Genomic DNA, 18,524 nt, shown 5'->3' with positions numbered 1-18,524 from the left:
GCTCAGCCACCCAGGCTGGCTTCCTTCAGCCGCTGGATCTGGTCGCGCAGGCGCGCCGCGTCCTCGAACTCCAGGTCGCGGGCATGCTGGTACATCTGCTGCTCCAGCGCCTTGATGCGGGCCACCGCCTTGGCCGGCTCCATCACGCCGTACTCCACAGGCTCCTCGGCCACGCGCCGCCCCTTGCCCCGCCCGGCCTTGCCCTCGTTGGCCGCCTCGCTGCGCGCGCCCTCCAGGATGTCCACGATCGGACGCGCCACCGACTTGGGCGTGATGCCATGCTCCAGGTTGTACTCCACCTGCTTCTCGCGGCGCCGACCCGTTTCGTCGATGGCCGCCTGCATCGAGCGGGTCATGCGGTCGGCGTACAGGATCGCCTTGCCCCGCAGATTGCGGGCGGCGCGGCCGATGGTCTGGATCAGCGAGCCGGTGGATCGGAGGAAGCCTTCCTTGTCCGCGTCCAGGATCGCCACCAGCGAGACTTCCGGCATGTCCAGGCCCTCTCGCAACAGGTTGATGCCGACCAGCACGTCGAACTTGCCCAGCCGCAGGTCGCGGATGATCTCCACGCGCTCCACGGTATCCACGTCCGAGTGCAGGTAGCGCACCTTGATGCCGTGCTCGCCCAGATACTCGGTCAGGTTCTCGGCCATCCGCTTGGTCAGCGTGGTGACCAGCACGCGGTCGCCCCAGGAGACACGCAGATTGATTTCCGACAGCAGGTCGTCCACCTGCGTTCCCACCGGCCGGATCTCCACCTCCGGATCGATCAGGCCGGTCGGACGCACCACCAGTTCGACGATCTCGCCATTGGACTCACGCAGCTCGTAAGGTCCCGGCGTGGCCGACACATAGATGCTGCGGGGGGAGCGCGCCTCCCATTCCTCGAAGCGCAACGGCCGGTTGTCCAGCGCCGACGGCAGGCGGAAGCCGAATTCCACCAGTGTCTCCTTGCGCGAACGGTCGCCCTTGTACATGGCGCCGATCTGCGGGATGGTCACGTGCGATTCGTCGATCACCAGCAACGCATCGGCCGGCAGGTAGTCGAACAAGGTCGGCGGCGGTTCGCCCGGCGCCTTGCCGGTCAGGTGGCGCGAGTAGTTCTCGATGCCCGAGCAGAAGCCGACCTCCGCCATCATCTCCACGTCGAACTGCGTCCGCTGGGCCAGGCGCTGCGCTTCGACCAGCTTGTTCTGCGCATACAACTGCTCCAGCCGGTCCTTCAGCTCGACCTTGATCGTGTCGATGGCGGCGAGCACGCGCTCGCGGGTGGTGGCGTAGTGGGTCTTGGGGTACACCGTGTAGCGCTGCAGCTTGCGCAGCGACTCGCCGGTGAGCGGGTCGAACAGGCTGAGGCCCTCGACCTCGCCATCGAACAGCTCGATGCGCAGGGCTTCGGCATCGCTTTCCGCCGGATGCACGTCGATGATCTCGCCGCGCACACGGAACGTGCCGCGCTGCAGTTCGTATTCGTTGCGGGTGTACTGCAACTGGGTCAGGTGGCGGATCAGCTCGCGCTGGTCGATCCGCTCGCCCAGCGACAGGATCAGACGCAGCGACAGGTAGTCCTCCGGCGCACCCAGGCCGTAGATCGCCGATACGGTGGCGACCACCAGCGCATCGGGCCTGGACAGCAGCGTCTTGGTGGCGGCCAGCCGCATCTGCTCGATGTGCTCGTTGATCGAGCTGTCCTTCTCGATGAAGGTATCGCTGGCCGGCACATAGGCTTCCGGCTGGTAGTAGTCGTAGTAGCTGACGAAATATTCGACCGCGTTGTGCGGAAAGAACGCCTTGAATTCGCCGTACAGCTGCGCCGCCAGCGTCTTGTTGGGCGCCATCACCAGGGTCGGCTTCTGGATCTGCTGCACCACGTTGGCGATCGTGTAGGTCTTGCCCGAGCCCGTCACGCCCAGCAGGGTCTGCTTGGCCAGGCCTGCCTGGAAGTTCTCCACCAGCTTCTTGATGGCGCGGGGCTGGTCGCCCGCCGGCGAATAGGGGGAAACAAGCTGGAAACGATCGGTCATCGCGGGCCGTCCGGGAATCGACCTCCGAGTATAGCCGCGGGGGCGTGATCGCTTCGGCAGGGATTTCCTACATCAGGACAGGGACTGCCCTGATGGCGCGATCCGTTCCCGCGCTCGATGCTGGGATCGCCGGAACATTCAAGGAGCCGCGCCATGGCAAGGATGCCATCGTCTTCACCCTGTCCTCATTCCCCGCGGACGGTTCATCGCCATCGGGGTGTCACCCTGCTGGAGCTGGTCGTGGCGATGTCCGTGCTGGCGATCCTGACCGCGGTGGGCATCCCCTCGTTCCGAGCGTTGCAGAAACGCAGCCAGGTAGATGCCACGCTGCACCTGCTCACCTCCCATTTCGCCTCGGCCCGCATCACCGCCATCACCCACAACGTGCCGGTCGTCGTATGCCCCAGCCGGGGGGACGGCATGTGCCGGCAGGACAGCGACTGGAGCGAGCACTGGCTGACCTTCCGGGATCCGGACGGCAACCGGCAGCCCGACGACACCTTCGATGTCTTCCGCAACGAGCCCGCGCCCCATGCGCCCGGGTTACGCCTCCTGTCCACGGCGGGCCGGCGGCAGGTGCGCTACCTTCCGACCGGCTACAGCTCCGGCAACAACCTCACGGTACGCCTGTGCATCGATGGCGAAGTCAGCGGGCTGGTGGTGATCAACAATGCGGGCCGTATCCGCAGCGCCCGGCCCAGCGAACCCGAACCCTGCGTTCCACCCGGCTGAACCTTTCCAATCAAGGCCTTGGCGCCCACGCCTGCACCCACCGCCAGCGAAATGCGCGAAAGAAGCCGGGCGACTTGCCGCCGCGCCGACGTGCCCGCTACAATACGTCCCCCGCCCGAATAGCTCAGCCGGTTAGAGCACTTGACTGTTAATCAGGGGGTCGTTGGTTCGAGTCCAACTTCGGGCGCCAGATACCTCAAAGGCTGCGAGCGATCGCAGCCTTTTCTTTTTTCCAGCTCCCGCAACGCCGTTCAGGCGAACGTGGCGACTACCTGCACTGAATCCCGTCTCGAATGAGGCGATCAGGCGCGCCGGCCGCCGCCTGGCGCGTTTGGACGGCACCATGGTCACGACGAAACCGATCTCCTTGGGATCGCTCCTGCGCGGAATACGTTTGTGCACACGCCGCCAGCAAAACAAAGCCGCGATTGTTCGCGGCTCTGTTGGTTGCGCGTCATCCACGGAGGTCCGGAATCAGAAGCACTTCGCTGGCGTGGAGGAGTAGGAGCCTGATGCGGCCTTGGTTCCCCTCTCGTTGATGCTCATGGTGCCGCATTGGCTGTCGCGACTTTCCTGTTGCCCCTGCGGAATCGCCGAAAGCGTATAGGAAGTCGCATCCGGTCCTGCCGAGAACTCGAAACTGTAGTGGTCACCCAGATCGTTGGTGCACGCAGTATCAGGCAACACCGCTCCTGCATAGCCCATGTTGGTGGAGTAATAGCGCTCCATGAACTGCGCCTGCTCCATCAGGCATGCTGCTCCGGCAGATCTACGCGTCTTCACGATCTGTCCCGTGTAGCTCGGATAGGCGATGGCTGCCAGGATCGCGACCACGGCGACCGCGACCATCAACTCGATCAAGGTAAAACCCGCTCCTCGCTTCTGCATTTCGACCCCCCTGTTCACTCTGAAGGCACCAGCTCACGCCAGCTCACCCGAGCAGGACGTCCACCCGCGGGCGGAGTGATTTCCTCGCTCTCAGTGTTGCCTGCGCCCCCGTCCTCAGTCGAGAAAGCACCGGTACCCACGGTTACCAATGCACTTGTCACGTTGGCTTCCGTCGGCATGCCGCCGGTAACGGCCACCGAACCGACGACGCCATCCCCCACGGTCCCGCCGCCGGCAAAGTAGCTGCCCGACTCCGGACTGGTTCCTGTAAAGAGATTGATCGCATTGAGGAATCCACTACCGACCGAGCTATTGCAGTCGCTGCCCGTCGGCGGAACGATCGAGGAAACATACATAGCCGAGCCATAGATCGTCGGCGACGAGACGACACGTTCCGGCACCGGAAGATCGATAAACCAGCCCAGCCTGCCCGCCGGCAGTAGGTCATAGTTCTCGAAGCCGCGTGTTCCTGCACCGGTATAGGGAATCGTTCGCTCCTGCAGGCTGGCACGCCCGGCGATCGTGGTCGACTGATCCTTGATGCCGTACAGGCTCTGCGTCGTCTGCGTGGCGACGCCGGGCATGTCGGTGCTCGATATGAAACGTCCCGTACCGAAGCCCACGAAGATGCTGCCGTAAGAGTCGCGCCCCACGGCCAGCCCACCGGTAATCGGCTGCGCCACGTTCGCACTGTCCCTGGCCTGGAACAGCCTGACGGCAGACGTGGGCAGGGTGGTGCCGCTGAAGTCCCAGCGCCAGACATTACCCTTCAGGTCGCCGCCATAGACGGTATCCACCTTGCTGTCGCCATTGAGGTCGGCCAGACCCAGCGACATCAGCCCATTGCCACCGCTGGCGTCGGCTACCAGACGCGTCGTAGAGGCGATACCCCCGGTCGCGTCCAGTTCGTACACAAACAAGGTCGCGGATCCGTTCGGGCTCTCGATGCCGTTGGGAACGAATGCATACGTCTTGTCGCCATTGCCCTTGCGGATCAGTACACGTCCCAGCACATAGCCCATGTTCGGCTCAGTGGTCGTGTCCTGCGTCGTCTCGTCCCATAGCGCGGAGCTGGTCGTCATCGCCGTCGGATTTGTCACGTCCAGTGCGAATACACCGCGCCCGCCGCGACCCAATGCGGCAACCAGGATGTTCCTGCCGTTGCCCTGGTTGGCCCGGCTTGTCACGTCGATCTGGCCGTCGACGAAATAGCGATGCTCATAGGCCGTCGCGCTCAGGCTGGCCATGGCCGTGTAGTCGATGCCTTTGGGTACGTAGGAGAACAAGACCTTGCCCCGGTTCGAGGTGTCGGCGCTGTCGGCGTTGATGGCATGCAGCATGCCGTCGTTCGCGCCGATGTAGACGGTCTTGGTGTCTTCGGCGTAGGCCGGGGAGGAGTTGACGATGTCCCCAATGGGATGGGTGCGCCTGCGCAACGTACCGCCGGCCTGTCCTACTTCCCTGCTCCGGTCACCCCGCAGATAGGCGATATTCTCAGCGGCGGTCGCCGCATCGGTTTGGCCCGTACGCACCGCGAAGTCGGAAGCCGTGGCCAGCGAACTGTTGAACAGTGCTGCGGCGCCGCCCTTCCTTGTCAGCACGGTACGGTTTGCGAAGTTCGCGTTGGCACGCCCAGCCGCGAAGGTCTGCGAGAGGATCCAATCCGGTGTGGTCGATACGCCTGTCAACGCACTATTGAAGGGACTGGCGATCAGATCGCCCGCCCACGTACCCGAAGTGAAGCCCGCCACGAAGGTCAGCGTACTGGTGTCCGTCTTCGTGGAGCTGGATGCGATGTTGGAGCCGGAAGCGCTGCGCGAGTCGATGGCGGAGAGCGCACCGATCAGCGCTTCCGCGAACCGGTCACTGTTGTTCGCGACCACGAACTTGCCCCGGCCATTGAGCGACGCGTGCCAGAGATCGTCGATACGCTTCGGGCCTGTCCCGCCTGTGGTTGGATCGACGTTCCAAGGATTCGGCGGCGCCAATTCCGGATTCAGCGTTCCTTGGAGGCCAATAGACACACCGAAGGTCACCATGTGCTGCCAGTCAGCGGGATCGGCTGCGCTGGTCAGTACGTTGTTGGCCATGGACGCACGCAGATCCGTACTCCAGTATTTGTATGCAACATCAGCCAACGTATCGGTGAACGTATCAGGGTATTGCGGCGCATTGTTGTCTACGTCGCGATTGGTAGACGCGTCGGCATTGCCCACCGCGACATAGCCGGAATCATCGTTCCAATAGCCGTCGGTGGTCAGGATCGCAAAATTCTGTCGGCAGGTAAGCATGGCGCCCGTGGAATTGACTTTCCACGGGTCATCGGTCTGGAAGTACCGTGCTGCGCGCTGCAGCGCGCCCTTGAGTGGAGTATTGCCGCTAGCACCCGCGGCCTGCAGGCGACTATAGAACGTATCACGGCTGTTAGATTCGAACCGGCCGCCATTGGAAGCGTAAGGAATGGGATACGCCGGCGTGGCGCCTGCTGGCGACGCAGTGCCGCCACCCCGATTCCAAATGGTGTCGAAGCCCACACGATAGTTTCTGCCCAACCGTCCGAATGCTTCTGAAGCACCCGCCTTTGCCATCTTGTTTCGGCTACGGTGGTACTGGTACCAGTTGGCGAAGTTCCGCAACTCCGCCTGTTGCAATGCGCTGGTATTGCCGCTTGGCGTCATGTCCGCCCAGCTGATCCCCTGTGCCGAGTACGCAAGATTGAGGTCGCGGTCGGCGTACACGTCGAAGTAGAGGGTTGCTACGCCAGCCGCCGGGACGATCCTCAGAATTTTCGGATCGTCTCTGTCGGTGTAGCGCGCGATCTCGCCTCTGTCGCACCTGTCACTCGTGTAGACATACAGTTGGGAGCGAGTGCTTCCGCTAAGGTTGATCACGACCTCACCGTAACCTGAAACCGGTACGGCGATGCACGATGACCACCTATCTCTTCTCACGCTGAGGCTTCCGGACGCCAAAGTGGCGATCGCCACCTGCTTCTGGACAATGCCTCCGTTATAGCTCGTCGTCGCGCTGGAACTGGTGATCCGGTATTTGTCGTAGTTGCTGGTTGTGGTTCCCGGATTGGCCACCTTCGGCACGTAGAAGTACGATTCCGGCACGCCATCATCGTTCGTCGCGCTCCTGAGATCCACCCGGCTCGCCGTAGGACTTGTGTAACTGCTGGCCGCACTCGTGAAATCGGCCTCCGCCATTCGCTGGCTCAGATCCATGCTGGACGTGCGCCAGGGCCGATATGTCACGGCAGGATTGTAGTAAAGCGTATTGTTAACGTAAGACCGATCCGTGACGTTGTCGGCCAGATCGGTGCTATCCCTCGAGACGCCCGTGGCTAGCATGATCGTGGATTCCATGGAGCCGGAGTCGTCCAGGATCATCATGATGTTCGGAGGAATGGCGTTGCCACCCGTCAGGAGCGGATAGTCCGGAAACGACGTGGCGGCATGGACCGGCAATCCCGCCAGCGTGGCCAATGCGGTCAGGCCCACCACGCCCATCTTCTGCAGCCAGTTGGGCCTGCGGGGCGACATCGAGTTCTTCGTCTTCATGATGCGCTCCATCAGCGCCGGTACAGCGATTGGAGGATCACCTCGCCGCCAGTCGGCGTCGTGGCGTAGGACGTTATGCGGTACACCGCCTGGGTTGCTCCGGCGGACGGTGCTGGCTTGCCAAGATCGATGCTTCCTGAGGCGCCTGACGCGGCGGTAGTGACCCGACCGAAGTCCTCGATGACGAAACGCGGGGAGATGGTGACCGAGTCGCTCACAGGTACGGGCGCCCCCGTCTCATATCCACCCTCCGTGGCCCAGAACCGATCGGCGGCCCAGGCAGGCTCCGACGGAGGTTCGACCATGGCGCAACGACCCGCGCTGCAGCCCGAAGCGGGGAACGTAATGACGCCGTCGCGTGCGGCGATCTCTGCCTGCCGCAGCCCCGCCTCGGCCACCTGGAACGCCATGCTGCGCGCGGTCGTGTTCGATGCCATGCGTTCCTGCATGATGGCGCCACGCATCGACGCCACACCCAGCAGAGTGACGATCAGGAGCAGGAGGAGAACGATGAGGAGTGCCGCACCGGATTGACTGCCACGAGCGTGACCGATGAAGGAATGCGTCTTCATTGGATATCCTGATGGTTCCTGAGCACGATGTAGTCATCCAGAGTACGACTTAACGCGGCACCTTCCGTGCCGGTCACGTCTCCGCGCTGCAAAGCCCCCTCGGCCGCCTGGAACGTCATCTGCACGCGCACCGCGTTCACGCGTGCCCAGCCGTTGGCCGCCGCCGTAACGGTGGCTGCATTCTCATAGGCAGCAGCGTTGCCCACCTTGTAACTCAGATTCAGCGCCGTAACGCCTTCCGCGATCTCGCTGCGGACGCCGCCTACCGTCCGGTAGAGCGACGTACCGCCACGACCATTCGCGGCCACCGTCCAGAGCGCGCTGCTGGGCGCGACCACATAAGCAGGCGATTGACCGATGCCGCCGGGGCATGCGGCCACGTCTGCGGCGGTTCGGGCCACGCCCGCACCCAGCCAGAAGCAATAACCAGGATTGGCATTCACGGCCGCACAATCCACCGAGCCCGATCTCGGGCGCGTGAAACTGGCCCCGCAATTGGCTGCCCCTGCATGGCCCACCGTAGTACCCGCGGGTGTGATCCCACTGGCGGAGAAGACCATGGCGTAGTCGTTGTTGCAGACCATCAGCAACTGCCCATCCGTGATCCCGGCCGTCGCCGTACTGACCGTGATCGCGTCGGCGGGGCGCTTGTGTTCATTCACGCTGTAGTTGATGCCGTTTGCTGCGTACAGCGTAATCTCGTCCGAACCATTGGCCCCGGTACCATCCGCACCCGAGATGCCGTCCGAGAAACGTGACCAGAAGGCCAGGTCCGGCGCCGCCAGCTGGATGCCGAATATGTCGGAGTTGACTCCATCAAGCCGCAGGCACGGATTGCTGCCTGCTTCGCGGATGTCACGCGCCAGTATCTCGAATGCACTCCGCTGGTTTTCCTGGATCCGACCGACCGCCTCGGTCGCGCCGTATACGCGCTTGTTCGACAAGAACAAACTGCTCGCGGCAGCGACCACCAGCAGTCCGAGCAGCAATGCGATCATCAGCTCGATCATGGTGAAGCCGCTTTGCTTGGCGGCGAATCGACGGGGTGAACTCGTCATAGCTGGCTCGTGATGTTGACGTTGACGGGCGTGCTGTCGTCACCCGTGGTGTTGGCATCGGTCCACTGCACGCCCACGCTGCAGGTCATGGTGTCCGCATCGCAGACCACCCGCCCCCTGGCATCGGGCGCCACCGTGGTCTTCAACCCGTCGAGCCATCCCATCAGGGTCCCTGGAGCGCCGCTCCCGTCGCCCTCCGTGTAGATATTGGTGTTGTAACCGCCCAGATTGGCGCGATCCGACCGGATGATGTCCATCATCGAGTAGACCTGGATCGAAGCCTGCGTACGACTGGCCGAGCCCATGGTGTTCTTCAGCGTAAGCGCCTGCAGCGCAGCGATCCCAAGAACGCCGATCGCCAGAACCAGGACTGCGACCATCACTTCGATCAGACCAACCCCGCGCTGGGATCTGCGTGGGACAGGGGGCAGTATTCGCTTCATCATGACCTCAGTTGTCTTCCGGCTCGGAACAATCGACGGTCGCTGCGCGTCGTGCCGTGCTGATCCTGCCGACACTCGCCGTCACGTCAATGCCGTTGTTCCCCGACAGATCGGCCACACACAGGCCGATGGTTCCATTGGTGGTGCCTGCCGCATTCGCGCCTACTACGGAGAAGCCACTCGGGAAAAAAGTGAACGTATTGTCCCCTGCCGAGAGATTCGCGCTGGCTTTGATCGTGACCGCTTCAGGCAGGCTGCTATCGCGCAGCACCGTGTCGACACCGTTCCTCGTCATCACCGCAATCCATCGGCCGCCCACTGCATCCGCGCAGGTCGCGCCATCATCACTGGGACACACCACAACGCGGGCCCGATTGCTGACCGCGCTCGTCCTGGCGGTCTGCAAGGTCGCGACCACCTCGTTGGCCGAAGATGTCAACCTGTTGCTGCGGATGAAACTCGCCAGGCTCGGAGCCGCCATGGCCAGCAGGATCGCCGCAACCGAAACGGTGACCATCAATTCGATCAGCGTGAAGCCACGCTCGCGGCGGCTACCCCGGAATGTTCTACTGGATCGCAACATGGCCTTCCCCCATTGGCGGCAAGGTATACCCTAGGGCAGTGCATGCGGGCCGCGCCACCCGCCCCCGATAAGCGGGCAATTCCACGGCGTGGACGGCTCACTCCATGATTACCTCAAAACAGTGCCGAAGCCATTAGACCGCGCCCCATGAGTGCCCCCGCCCGAAGCCCCCTTGAGGCGCTTTTCCGAGCCCCTGTGCTGATTGCCGTGCTGCTGGCCGGCGAGGCGCTGGCATTGATCATGTCCCTGGCCTCGAATGAAGCCGGTACGCGCCTGATCCAGTTCGGCCTCGCTTCGCTTGGTATCCAGTGGGTCTGCTTGGCTACCCTGTGCGCCCTCTATCTGCTGCGCCGCCCCTTGACCAGGCTCTCGCCGCCCTTCCTCGCCTGGGTATGTCTGGCCCTGTTGCTTTGCATGACCTTGCTGGTGGCATCGGCGGCCTGGACCGTTTTCGGGATATCGATGCACCCTGCGGAAGGGAGGGCCTCATTTGTTCTCAGGATGCTCGCGATTGCGATCGTGGTTGGCTTCCTTACGATGCTGACCTACCAGAACTATTGGAACACCCGCCAACTGGCCGTCCGCGCCAAGCAGGCCGAGCTGGAGGCCCTGCAGGCCCGCATCCGCCCCCACTTCCTGTTCAACACCCTCAATACCGGCGCTGCGCTGGTGCACCAGCGTCCGGAGGAAGCGGAGCGGCTGCTGCTGGACCTGTCGGACCTGTTCCGCGCGGCGCTGGCGGGGCCGCGGGAGATCAGTCTGGCCGATGAGCTTGCGCTGGTGCGGCGCTACCTGGAGATCGAAGGCCTTCGTTTCGGCGATCGCCTGCGCGTGGAGTGGCAGGTGCCGGCGGCCCTGCCCGACCTGTCCGTGCCCGCCCTGTCGATCCAGCCACTGGTGGAGAACGCGATCCGCCATGGGGTGGAACCCGTGGCGACGGGAGGCGATGTGCACCTGCAGGTGGCGACGGACGGCGACTGGCTGGAGGTGACGGTGGCCAACGCCCTGCCCTCCGCACCGGTCCGTCCCACCACGGGTCATCAGGTGGGCCTGAATGCCGTCCGCGCCCGCATCCAGGCCATGACGCATGGGCGCGGCAGCGTGCGGACGACGACGGCGGAAGGGCGCTACACCGCCGTCATCCGGATTCCACTGACGCCGTGACCGCTCAGGTCACCACGCGGTAACAAGGCCTGTACTCGCCGGCGATCTTCATGCGGCGCTGTTCCACGAACGCCCGCAGCAAGGCGTCCAGCGCCTGCATCATCGCAGGCTCGCCATGGATCTCGAAGGGACCGAACTCCTCGATCCGGCGCATGCCGTCTTCCTTCACGTTGCCCGCCACGATGCCGGAGAAGGCACGGCGCAGGTCGGCCGCCAGGTCGTGCACGGCGCGTCCGGGCCGCAGTTGCAGCGCCGCCATGGCCTCGTGCGACGGCACGAAGGGCTGCTGGTAGTCCTCGGGAATCTGGATCGCCCAGTTGAAGAAGAACGAATCCTTCTGCTCGATCCGGTACTCGCGCACGCGGCGGATGCCAGCACCCATCTTCTTGGCCACGGCCACCGGGTCGCCGATGACGATCTCGTAGCGATCGGCGGCCGCGTCGCCCAGCGTCAGCCGGATGAAGCGGTCGATCTGCTCGAAGTACGGCGCGGCGATGGTCGGGCCCGTCAGGATCAGCGGGAATGGCAGGTCGGCGTTGTCCGGATGCAGCAGGATGCCCAGCAGGTACAGGATTTCCTCCGCGGTGCCCACGCCACCCGGGAACACGATGATGCCGTGGCCGATGCGGACGAAGGCCTCCAGGCGCTTCTCGATGTCCGGCATGATCACCAGGTGGTTGACGATCGGGTTCGGCGACTCGGCGGCGATGATGCCCGGCTCGGTCACGCCGATGTAGCGCGTCCTGCTGCGGCGCTGCTTGGCGTGGGCGATGGTCGCGCCCTTCATGGGGCCCTTCATCGCGCCCGGGCCGCAGCCGGTGCAGATGTCCAGCCCGCGCAGGCCCAGCTCGTAGCCCACCTGCTTGGTGTAGAGATACTCGTCGCGCGAGATGGAATGGCCGCCCCAGCAGACCACCAGGTTGGGGTCGCTCGGCTTCAGGATGCGCGCGTTGCGCAGCAGGCCGAAGACGGCGTTGGTGATGCCTGCCGACGATTCGAGGTCGTCCGCATACTCCGGCCCCAGCTCGATGGCCGTGTAGGCCAGGTCGCGCACCACGGCGAACAGCAGCTCGGCCACGCCGCGGATGATCTCGCCATCCACGAACGCCATGGCCGGTGCGTTGATCAGGTCGATGCGCACGCCGCGATCCTGCTGCAGCACCTGGATATCGAAGTCGGGGTACAGATCGCGTGCGGCGCGCGGATCGTCCGAGGCGCTGCCGCTGGTCAGCACCGCCAGCGCGCAGCGGCGCAGCAGTTCGTGCATGCCACCCGCCGAAGCGTCGCGCAGGCGCGCCACTTCGGCGCGGGAAAGCACGTCCAGGCCGCCGCGCGGATAGATGCGCGCGTCCTGCACCGGCAACGCCCTCGATGCCGTTTCAGTCATGGGATTTTCCTGTTCTCGTTCGTCAGGAGCGGGACTTTAGCGCAGTCCCTGCAGCAAGAGGAGCCCACCCAAAAGAAAACGGCCGGGTTTCCCCGGCCGTTTCGGTCTTGCATGACTGCAGCGATCAGAACTCGTAGCGGAGCGTCACCTGGGCCGCCCAACGGGAGACGCCGGTGTTCACGCCGTCGCCGTTGACTTCCTGGATCTGGAAGTCCTGCGCGCCGGTGAAGTGATAGGCGTACTTGCCTTCAGAACCCACCGGGCATACGCCGCTGCTGATCGAAGCGGCGTTGCAGATGCCCGCGAAGTTCGCCACCGCCAGGTTGGAGTTGAAACCGGCGTCCTCGATCAGGCCCCACTTCTTGTTGAGCAGGTTGCCGACGTTCATGATGTCCAGCGTCAGCGACGACTTGTGGCCCTTCCAGAAGCCCGGAAGCTCCTGGCTGATGCGCAGGTCGAAGCTGTTCGTCCAGCCGGCGCGGAACTCGTTCGCCGGGGCATAGCTGCCCGCGTAACGCTGCAGTTCCGGATGCTTGGCCAGCCATTCGAAGAACGCCGCTTCCTGCTGCGCGCCGGTGGTCGTGACGCCGTTCTGGGTGAGGTTGGTGAACACCACATCGCCCGGGCCGTTCGGCACGTAGAACAGGTCGTTGAACGTGCGGCTGTCGCCGTTGGCATCGTTCCAGAAGACGTAGCTGAACGGACGACCGCTGCGGCCTTCATAGAACAGCGACGCCGTGGTCGCGTAGTCGCCGAAGAACGCCTTCTTGAACGTCAGCGCGCCGCTGATGCGGTCCTTGATCGCATAGCGCGAATTGACCAGCACGTCCTCGTTGGCGTTGAACATCGGATTGTTGTTCCAGTTCGACGTGTTCTGCGAGCTGGTCAACGGACTGACTTCCTTGGCCGCGGTGTAGGTATAACCCACCATCCACGACCAGTTCTCCGACATGGGCTTCTCGAGGCTGACGGTGAACTGCTGGCTGTGGCCCTTGTCGGTATTACGCAGCAGCATGACGTCGCCGACGTACGAAGGACGGTTGTAGCGCTGCGTGCCGCCGGTCGCCGAGCTCAGGCTGGTCAGCCAACGCGAAGCGTCCAGACCGTTGTTGTTCCAGTACATCACGCGGCCGTCCGGACCGGCGATGGTGTTCGGCGCACCCAGGTCCAGACGCTCCAGGTAGATCGCATCCTTCACCCGGGTCAACAGCAACTCGGCCGACGCGACCAAGCCGTACCACGGCAGTTCATGATCGAATGCGAGGTTCGCCTTCCAGACCGACGGCTGATCCAGGTCCGGGTGGATGATGTCCACGTTCTGACGCGGCGTACCGGTCGGGAAGTTGGTCGGCTGGTTGTTGGGATCCGGGCTGAAGATCGGACCGATGCCGCCGCTGTTGCGCACCGAATACTCGACGTACTGGCGACCGGTATTCTGGTAGGCACCCGACAGCCACACATTCGGCGCCGCGCCCATGAACAAGCCCACGCCGCCGCGCAGCTGGGTGGGGCGATCGCTGTCGAAGGTGTAGTTGAAGCCGGCGCGCGGCTGCCACAGGATGCCGTCGATCAACTGGCGGTTGTCGTAACCGAATCCACCGAAGCGGCAGTTGGCGGGACCGGTGCCGGCCGCATTGGGAGCCGACGAGATGCACTCGTTATAGATCGGCTCGCCGCCGAAGGACGGCTTGTCGCCACGCAGGCCGAACAGCAGGCTCAGGTTGTAGTTGACCGCCCAGGTGTCCTGCAGGAAGAAGCCCGTGTTCTTGATCGTGAACTCCGCCGGGATGTCGGCGTAGCTTCCACCGGGCAGCGGGGCGCGATAGTCGTACTCGCTCGGATTGCCCGCGATGAAGTTCGCCAGGCTGGTGAAGCGGTAGTAGCCGTTCTGGTTGCGGCCGTAGTAGTTGAAGATGTCGTTCTCGGCGTAGTCCACGCCGAACTTGATGGTGTGGTCGCCCACGAACCAGTTGCCCGCGAAGAACAGGCTGTTCTCCTTGGTCTGGATCACGTTGACGTGACGGTTCTGTTCCGTACCCAGCAGCACCTGGTTGTTGCCGAAGTCGATGCGGATGTGCGGCAGATTGGACGTGGGCTGCGCAATGGCATCGTACTCGCGGCGCGACACCTTCAGTTCGGTGGAGAAATTGTCGCTCCAGTCACTGAACAGCTGCGCGACCGTGCTTTCGAAGGTCTTGTTCTGGTTGTACCAGTGCGAGCTCAGCGAGATTGCGCTGTTCCAGCTGCTCGGCGGCAGCTTCGCGACGTCCTGGGTCAGCTTGCTGTAACGGATGTTGGCGCGATGGGCCTCGTTGATGTTCCAGTCCAGCTTGACCGCGTATTCCTCGATGTCGGTATCCAGCGAATCGGCGCCCAGCAGCGAGCCGGCGTCGAAACCCCAGGTGTCGGCGGCGGCCTGGATGGCGGCGATGTTGGCGTCGGTGATCTGGCCGCGCCCGTACGGCGTGTTCTCCAGATCGGGGCCCGGGGCGCCACGCTTGAACTTCTCGTAGTTGGCGAAGAAGAACAGCTTGTCCTTCAGCAGCGGGCCGCCGAGGGTGAAGCCGTAGGTTTCTTCCTTGTTGAAGCCCGTGAACGGATTGCCGTTGCGGTCGTCGCCCACCATGTCGTCATTGCGGTAGACCCCGTACACCGAACCGTGGAACTCGTTCGTGCCCGACTTGGTGACCGCGTTGACCACCGCACCGGTACCGCCGGTGGTGGTCACGTCGTAGTTGGCCAGATCGATCTTCACTTCCTCGATCGCGTCGATCGAAACCGGCTGGCGCTCGGTCGGCAGGTTGTTCGACTCCAGGCCAAAGGGATCGTTGGTGCTGACGCCGTCGATGCGGATCGCGTTGTAGCGCGTGTTCTGGCCACCGGCGGAGATGGCGCCGTCGGCCTTGCTGATCTGCGACACGCGCGGATCCATGCGCATGATGTCCTGGATGTTGCGCCCGATCGACGGAGCGGCCGCGATCGCTTCCCGCGAAACCGTGGTACCCGTGCCCATCTTCGACGCGCTGAACACTTCCGATCCACCCGCAACGCCGATCGCGGTGACCGTCTCCAGCGTGGTCATGTCGCCAGTCAGCGCCGCGTTGACCGTGTTGACCTGGTTGAGGTTCAGGTACACGCCGTCTTCGGTCTTCGTACCCGCGCCGGCCTTGGTCACGGTGATCTGGTACGGACCGCCCACGCGCAGGCCGCGCGCGTTGTAGCGACCGCTGGCGTCGGTGGTGGCGCGGCTGACCGTACCGGACTCGACGTGGGTGATGGTCACCTCGGCGCCGGCGACGGGCTGGCCGCCATTGTCGGTGACCAGGCCGCCCACACCCGCCGAGGTGCTCTGTGCAAAGGCAGGTGCGGCGGCGAGTGCGACGACAAGGCCAAGGGTGAGCTTGGACAGGCGAAGACGATGGGATTGGTTCATCGGATAAACCTCGGTACGGGAGTGATGTGGCGAAGCTGGCTGACGAGACGTGCGGAACCACCCGGTGGGGTCGGTTCTGGAGGGCGTGCTAGGGGTTCCCATGGCCCACGCGGCGTCCGCGGAGGTTAATAACAGGTTAACACGATAGGACCATTTTGTGACCGCGGCATGACAAATTACTGCGGCGCAACATGACAGCCGCCCCCCCCCCATCGTGGGCGCTCCGCACATCCGGTCGGGGAATCGCGGCACGGGCCGGCGGTCAGATGTTGGGGGGCGTCAGTTTCAAATAGGTGCCCACGCCATCCAGCACCATTTGCACGGAGATGGCGACAAGAAGCATGCCCATTAGCCGCTCGATCGCGGTCAGTACGCTCCTGCCCAGCCACTTGTAGAGCACCGTGGCGGAAATGAGGATGGCCGCGGTGGCCGCCCAGGCGATCAGCAGGGCCAGGCTCCAGTCCCCCAGCCGGTCCGGCTCGGAACTGCCCATCAGCATCACGGCCGCCATGCCCGAGGGGCCTGCCACCAGCGGGATGGCCAACGGCACGATGAAGGGCTCACCGCCGGGCGTCTCGCCCATCAGGCCTTCAGGGCGCGGGAAGATCATCCGCACGCCGATCAGGAACAGCACGATGCCCCCGGCGATGGCCACCGACTCCTGGCGCAGGTGCATCAGGTCCAGGGCGTACTTGCCGCACCAGAGGAACAGCATCAGCACGGCCAGTGCGATCAGCAGTTCCCGGACCACCACGATGCGCTGCCGCCGCGGCGGCAGCGGCTTGAGCACACTGAGGAACACCGGGATGTTGCCCAGCGGGTCCAGGATCAGGAACAGCAGCATCGCCGCCGAGAGGATGGTCATGCGCGCACTTTCCAGACCTGGCCGCGATGGGTGGCGCCCGCAGATGACAGCAGGGTGACGCAGGCATCGGCGTAATCGGCCGCCTCGCGCGCCTGCAGGTCGTTGTCGTCCGCATAGGCCCGCGACCTCAGACCGGTCCGCATCGGACCCGGCTGCAGGGCGGAAACGCGGATGGACGACGAGGTCAGTTCCGCATGCAGCATGCCCACCATCGCGGCCAGACCATGTTGGGCGATGCCGTAAGCGCCCCAATAGGGCTGGCCGACACGTTCCAGATCGTCCAGTGCGAACACCAGCGCCGCGTCCGCCGACTGCCGCAGCAGCGGCAGGCACGCCTGGGACAGCCACCAGGGCGCCGTCAGGTTGACATGCATCACCCGCGCGAACGCCGCCGGGTCGGTGTGCTCCAGCGGCGTGAGCCCCTTGAACTCCACGGCGCAATGGAGCACGCCATCCAGATGTCCCAGCTCCGCATGCAGGCGGTCGGCGAGTTCCGCGTAGTCGTCGGGCGTGGCGCCCTCCAGGTCCAGCGGATACAGCAGCGGCTCCGCACCGGCCTGCGCTACCGCGTCGTATACGCGATTCAACTTCGGCAGCTTGCGGCCCAGCAGCACCACGGTGGCGCCCGCACGTGCGCAGGCGGTGGCGGCCGCACTGCCCAATCCGCCGTGCGCGCCGCTGACCAGGATCACGCGCTGGTCCAGTGCGCGCGGCGCGCGCGTAGGCAGGCCGATCAGGCTCACGGCGACAGCGCCTCGGCGACGATGCGCTGCAGTTCACCGGACTCATGCAGTTCCAGGGTGATGTCGCAGCCGCCGATCAGTTCGCCGTTGATGAAGAGCTGCGGGAACGTGGGCCAGTTGGAGTAGCGCGGCAGGTTGGCGCGGATCTCCGGCTCTTCCAGCACGTTGATCGTGTACAGGTGCTCGGCGCCCGCGTCGCGCAGCGCCTGCACCGCGCGGCTGGAGAAGCCGCACATCGGGAACTGCGGCGTGCCCTTCATGAAAAGGACGATCGGGTGGCCATCCACTTCGGCCTGGATGCGTTCCATCACCGGCATGCTGATTTCTCCTTCCTTGACGGTTTGGCAACCACCGTCGGGTACACTTTCGGTCCGCTCCGCAGGCCTCGCCGGCGGATTGCCCATTGTAAGCCCTGGCATCGCTCCGACGATGCCCGGCATCCCTCTTGACCCGCCTAGCACAAGGAAACCGAGCCATGGCCATCGAACTGCCCGCCCTGCCCTACGACCGCACCGCCCTGGAACCGCACATCTCCGGCGAGACCATCGACTTCCATCACGGCAAGCACCACAAGACCTATGTGGACAACCTCAACAAGCTGATCGAAGGCACCGAGTTCGCCGACGCGTCGCTGGAAGAGATCGTGCGCAAGTCGCAGGGTGGCATGTTCAACAACGCCGCGCAGGTCTGGAACCACACCTTCTACTGGAACTGCCTCAAGCCCAATGGCGGCGGCGAGCCGACCGGCAAGCTGGCCGAGCTGATCAACAAGACCTTCGGCGATTTCGCCAAGTTCAAGGAGGAGTTCACCAAGACCGCCATCGGCACCTTCGGGTCGGGCTGGGGCTGGCTGGTGCAGCGCCCGGACGGCTCGCTGGCGCTGGTCAGCACCTCCAATGCCGCCACCCCGCTGACCGGCGAGGACAAGCCGCTGCTGACGATCGACGTGTGGGAGCACGCCTACTACATCGACTACCGCAACGCGCGCCCGAAGTACGTCGAGTCCTTCTGGGCCCTGGTCAACTGGGACTTCGTGGCCGGCAACCTGCGCTGATCGCAGGCGCCCGCA

Annotated in this window: 15 protein-coding genes and 1 tRNA gene; 4 read left to right on the top strand and 12 right to left on the bottom strand. The window is 64.3% G+C overall.

Annotated features, from left to right (window positions below):
• Window positions 1-2: 2 nt before the first annotated feature.
• Window positions 3-2,024 (bottom strand): excinuclease ABC subunit UvrB, encoded by a 2,022-nt coding sequence (gene uvrB / locus V8246_RS09765; RefSeq protein ID WP_336188931.1) that lies wholly within the window; start codon window positions 2,022-2,024, stop codon window positions 3-5.
• Between the two features lie 117 nt (window positions 2,025-2,141).
• Between uvrB and V8246_RS09760 the strand changes: the two genes are divergently transcribed.
• Window positions 2,142-2,756, top strand: coding sequence for a Tfp pilus assembly protein FimT/FimU (locus V8246_RS09760; RefSeq protein ID WP_336188930.1), 615 nt, complete (start codon window positions 2,142-2,144; stop codon window positions 2,754-2,756).
• A gap of 113 nt (window positions 2,757-2,869) precedes the next feature.
• Window positions 2,870-2,946, top strand: a tRNA-Asn gene (locus V8246_RS09755).
• 284 nt (window positions 2,947-3,230) lie between these two features.
• Here V8246_RS09755 and V8246_RS09750 read toward each other — a convergent pair.
• From V8246_RS09750 to V8246_RS09725, 6 genes are read right to left on the bottom strand one after another with little or no spacing between them, the layout of a single operon-like run.
• A complete protein-coding gene (locus V8246_RS09750) occupies window positions 3,231-3,644 on the bottom strand; it encodes a type IV pilin protein (RefSeq protein ID WP_336188929.1) in 414 nt (137 codons plus the stop codon).
• A gap of 14 nt (window positions 3,645-3,658) precedes the next feature.
• Window positions 3,659-7,207, bottom strand: coding sequence for a PilC/PilY family type IV pilus protein (locus V8246_RS09745; protein ID WP_336188928.1), 3,549 nt, complete (start codon window positions 7,205-7,207; stop codon window positions 3,659-3,661).
• A gap of 11 nt (window positions 7,208-7,218) precedes the next feature.
• Window positions 7,219-7,779, bottom strand: coding sequence for a PilX N-terminal domain-containing pilus assembly protein (locus V8246_RS09740; protein WP_336188927.1), 561 nt, complete (start codon window positions 7,777-7,779; stop codon window positions 7,219-7,221).
• Window positions 7,776-8,837 carry a prepilin-type N-terminal cleavage/methylation domain-containing protein gene (locus V8246_RS09735; RefSeq protein ID WP_336188926.1) on the bottom strand — a complete coding sequence of 354 codons (1,062 nt, stop codon included), beginning with the start codon at window positions 8,835-8,837 and terminating at the stop codon, window positions 7,776-7,778. The genes V8246_RS09740 and V8246_RS09735 overlap by 4 nt, the downstream gene beginning before the upstream one ends.
• Window positions 8,834-9,280 (bottom strand): type IV pilus modification protein PilV, encoded by a 447-nt coding sequence (pilV, locus tag V8246_RS09730; RefSeq protein ID WP_336188925.1) that lies wholly within the window; start codon window positions 9,278-9,280, stop codon window positions 8,834-8,836. The genes V8246_RS09735 and pilV overlap by 4 nt, the downstream gene beginning before the upstream one ends.
• A 7-nt stretch (window positions 9,281-9,287) precedes the next feature.
• Window positions 9,288-9,863 (bottom strand): GspH/FimT family pseudopilin, encoded by a 576-nt coding sequence (locus V8246_RS09725; RefSeq protein ID WP_336188924.1) that lies wholly within the window; start codon window positions 9,861-9,863, stop codon window positions 9,288-9,290.
• Window positions 9,864-10,010: 147 nt separating this feature from the next.
• Between V8246_RS09725 and V8246_RS09720 the strand changes: the two genes are divergently transcribed.
• The gene (locus V8246_RS09720; protein ID WP_336188923.1) at window positions 10,011-11,027 is read left to right on the top strand and encodes a histidine kinase; all 1,017 of its coding nucleotides are present in this window, start codon (window positions 10,011-10,013) and stop codon (window positions 11,025-11,027) included.
• A 4-nt stretch (window positions 11,028-11,031) separates the two neighbouring features.
• Here the strand turns inward: V8246_RS09720 and ppnN are convergent, their stop codons facing one another.
• The 5 genes from ppnN to grxD form a co-directional block, all read right to left on the bottom strand.
• Window positions 11,032-12,414, bottom strand: a complete 1,383-nt coding sequence (gene ppnN / locus V8246_RS09715; protein ID WP_336188922.1) for a nucleotide 5'-monophosphate nucleosidase PpnN — start codon at window positions 12,412-12,414, stop codon at window positions 11,032-11,034.
• Window positions 12,415-12,538: 124 nt separating this feature from the next.
• Window positions 12,539-15,847, bottom strand: a complete 3,309-nt coding sequence (locus V8246_RS09710; protein ID WP_336188921.1) for a carboxypeptidase regulatory-like domain-containing protein — start codon at window positions 15,845-15,847, stop codon at window positions 12,539-12,541.
• A 262-nt stretch (window positions 15,848-16,109) separates the two neighbouring features.
• Complete coding sequence (locus tag V8246_RS09705) at window positions 16,110-16,712, bottom strand: YhgN family NAAT transporter (RefSeq protein WP_336188920.1); 603 nt, start codon at window positions 16,710-16,712, stop codon at window positions 16,110-16,112.
• A complete protein-coding gene (locus tag V8246_RS09700) occupies window positions 16,709-17,455 on the bottom strand; it encodes an SDR family NAD(P)-dependent oxidoreductase (RefSeq protein ID WP_336188919.1) in 747 nt (248 codons plus the stop codon). Before V8246_RS09700 ends, V8246_RS09705 begins: the two co-directional genes overlap by 4 nt.
• Window positions 17,452-17,772 (bottom strand): Grx4 family monothiol glutaredoxin, encoded by a 321-nt coding sequence (gene grxD / locus V8246_RS09695; protein ID WP_162110569.1) that lies wholly within the window; start codon window positions 17,770-17,772, stop codon window positions 17,452-17,454. The genes V8246_RS09700 and grxD overlap by 4 nt, the downstream gene beginning before the upstream one ends.
• 158 nt (window positions 17,773-17,930) lie before the next feature.
• Here grxD and sodB point away from each other — a divergent pair, with 158 nt between their 5' ends.
• Window positions 17,931-18,509, top strand: a complete 579-nt coding sequence (sodB, locus tag V8246_RS09690) for a superoxide dismutase [Fe] (RefSeq protein WP_336188918.1) — start codon at window positions 17,931-17,933, stop codon at window positions 18,507-18,509.
• Window positions 18,510-18,524: the final 15 nt, after the last annotated feature.

Origin of the sequence: Pseudoxanthomonas sp. F11, assembly GCF_037046485.1 — a bacterium.
Lineage (GTDB): Bacteria > Pseudomonadota > Gammaproteobacteria > Xanthomonadales > Xanthomonadaceae > Pseudoxanthomonas_A.
This window is presented reverse-complemented; position numbering and strand designations above follow the sequence as displayed.

What these genes read in the sequence shown, in the direction of transcription:
- uvrB (WP_336188931.1), bottom strand. Translation starts at nt 2,024, where the DNA reads ATGACCGATCGTTTCCAGCTTGTTTCCCCCTATTCGCCGGCGGGCGAC.
- V8246_RS09760 (WP_336188930.1), top strand. Translation starts at nt 2,142, where the DNA reads ATGCTGGGATCGCCGGAACATTCAAGGAGCCGCGCCATGGCAAGGATG.
- V8246_RS09750 (WP_336188929.1), bottom strand. Translation starts at nt 3,644, where the DNA reads ATGCAGAAGCGAGGAGCGGGTTTTACCTTGATCGAGTTGATGGTCGCG.
- V8246_RS09745 (WP_336188928.1), bottom strand. Translation starts at nt 7,207, where the DNA reads ATGAAGACGAAGAACTCGATGTCGCCCCGCAGGCCCAACTGGCTGCAG.
- V8246_RS09740 (WP_336188927.1), bottom strand. Translation starts at nt 7,779, where the DNA reads ATGAAGACGCATTCCTTCATCGGTCACGCTCGTGGCAGTCAATCCGGT.
- V8246_RS09735 (WP_336188926.1), bottom strand. Translation starts at nt 8,837, where the DNA reads ATGACGAGTTCACCCCGTCGATTCGCCGCCAAGCAAAGCGGCTTCACC.
- pilV (WP_336188925.1), bottom strand. Translation starts at nt 9,280, where the DNA reads ATGAAGCGAATACTGCCCCCTGTCCCACGCAGATCCCAGCGCGGGGTT.
- V8246_RS09725 (WP_336188924.1), bottom strand. Translation starts at nt 9,863, where the DNA reads ATGTTGCGATCCAGTAGAACATTCCGGGGTAGCCGCCGCGAGCGTGGC.
- V8246_RS09720 (WP_336188923.1), top strand. Translation starts at nt 10,011, where the DNA reads ATGAGTGCCCCCGCCCGAAGCCCCCTTGAGGCGCTTTTCCGAGCCCCT.
- ppnN (WP_336188922.1), bottom strand. Translation starts at nt 12,414, where the DNA reads ATGACTGAAACGGCATCGAGGGCGTTGCCGGTGCAGGACGCGCGCATC.
- V8246_RS09710 (WP_336188921.1), bottom strand. Translation starts at nt 15,847, where the DNA reads ATGAACCAATCCCATCGTCTTCGCCTGTCCAAGCTCACCCTTGGCCTT.
- V8246_RS09705 (WP_336188920.1), bottom strand. Translation starts at nt 16,712, where the DNA reads ATGACCATCCTCTCGGCGGCGATGCTGCTGTTCCTGATCCTGGACCCG.
- grxD (WP_162110569.1), bottom strand. Translation starts at nt 17,772, where the DNA reads ATGCCGGTGATGGAACGCATCCAGGCCGAAGTGGATGGCCACCCGATC.
- sodB (WP_336188918.1), top strand. Translation starts at nt 17,931, where the DNA reads ATGGCCATCGAACTGCCCGCCCTGCCCTACGACCGCACCGCCCTGGAA.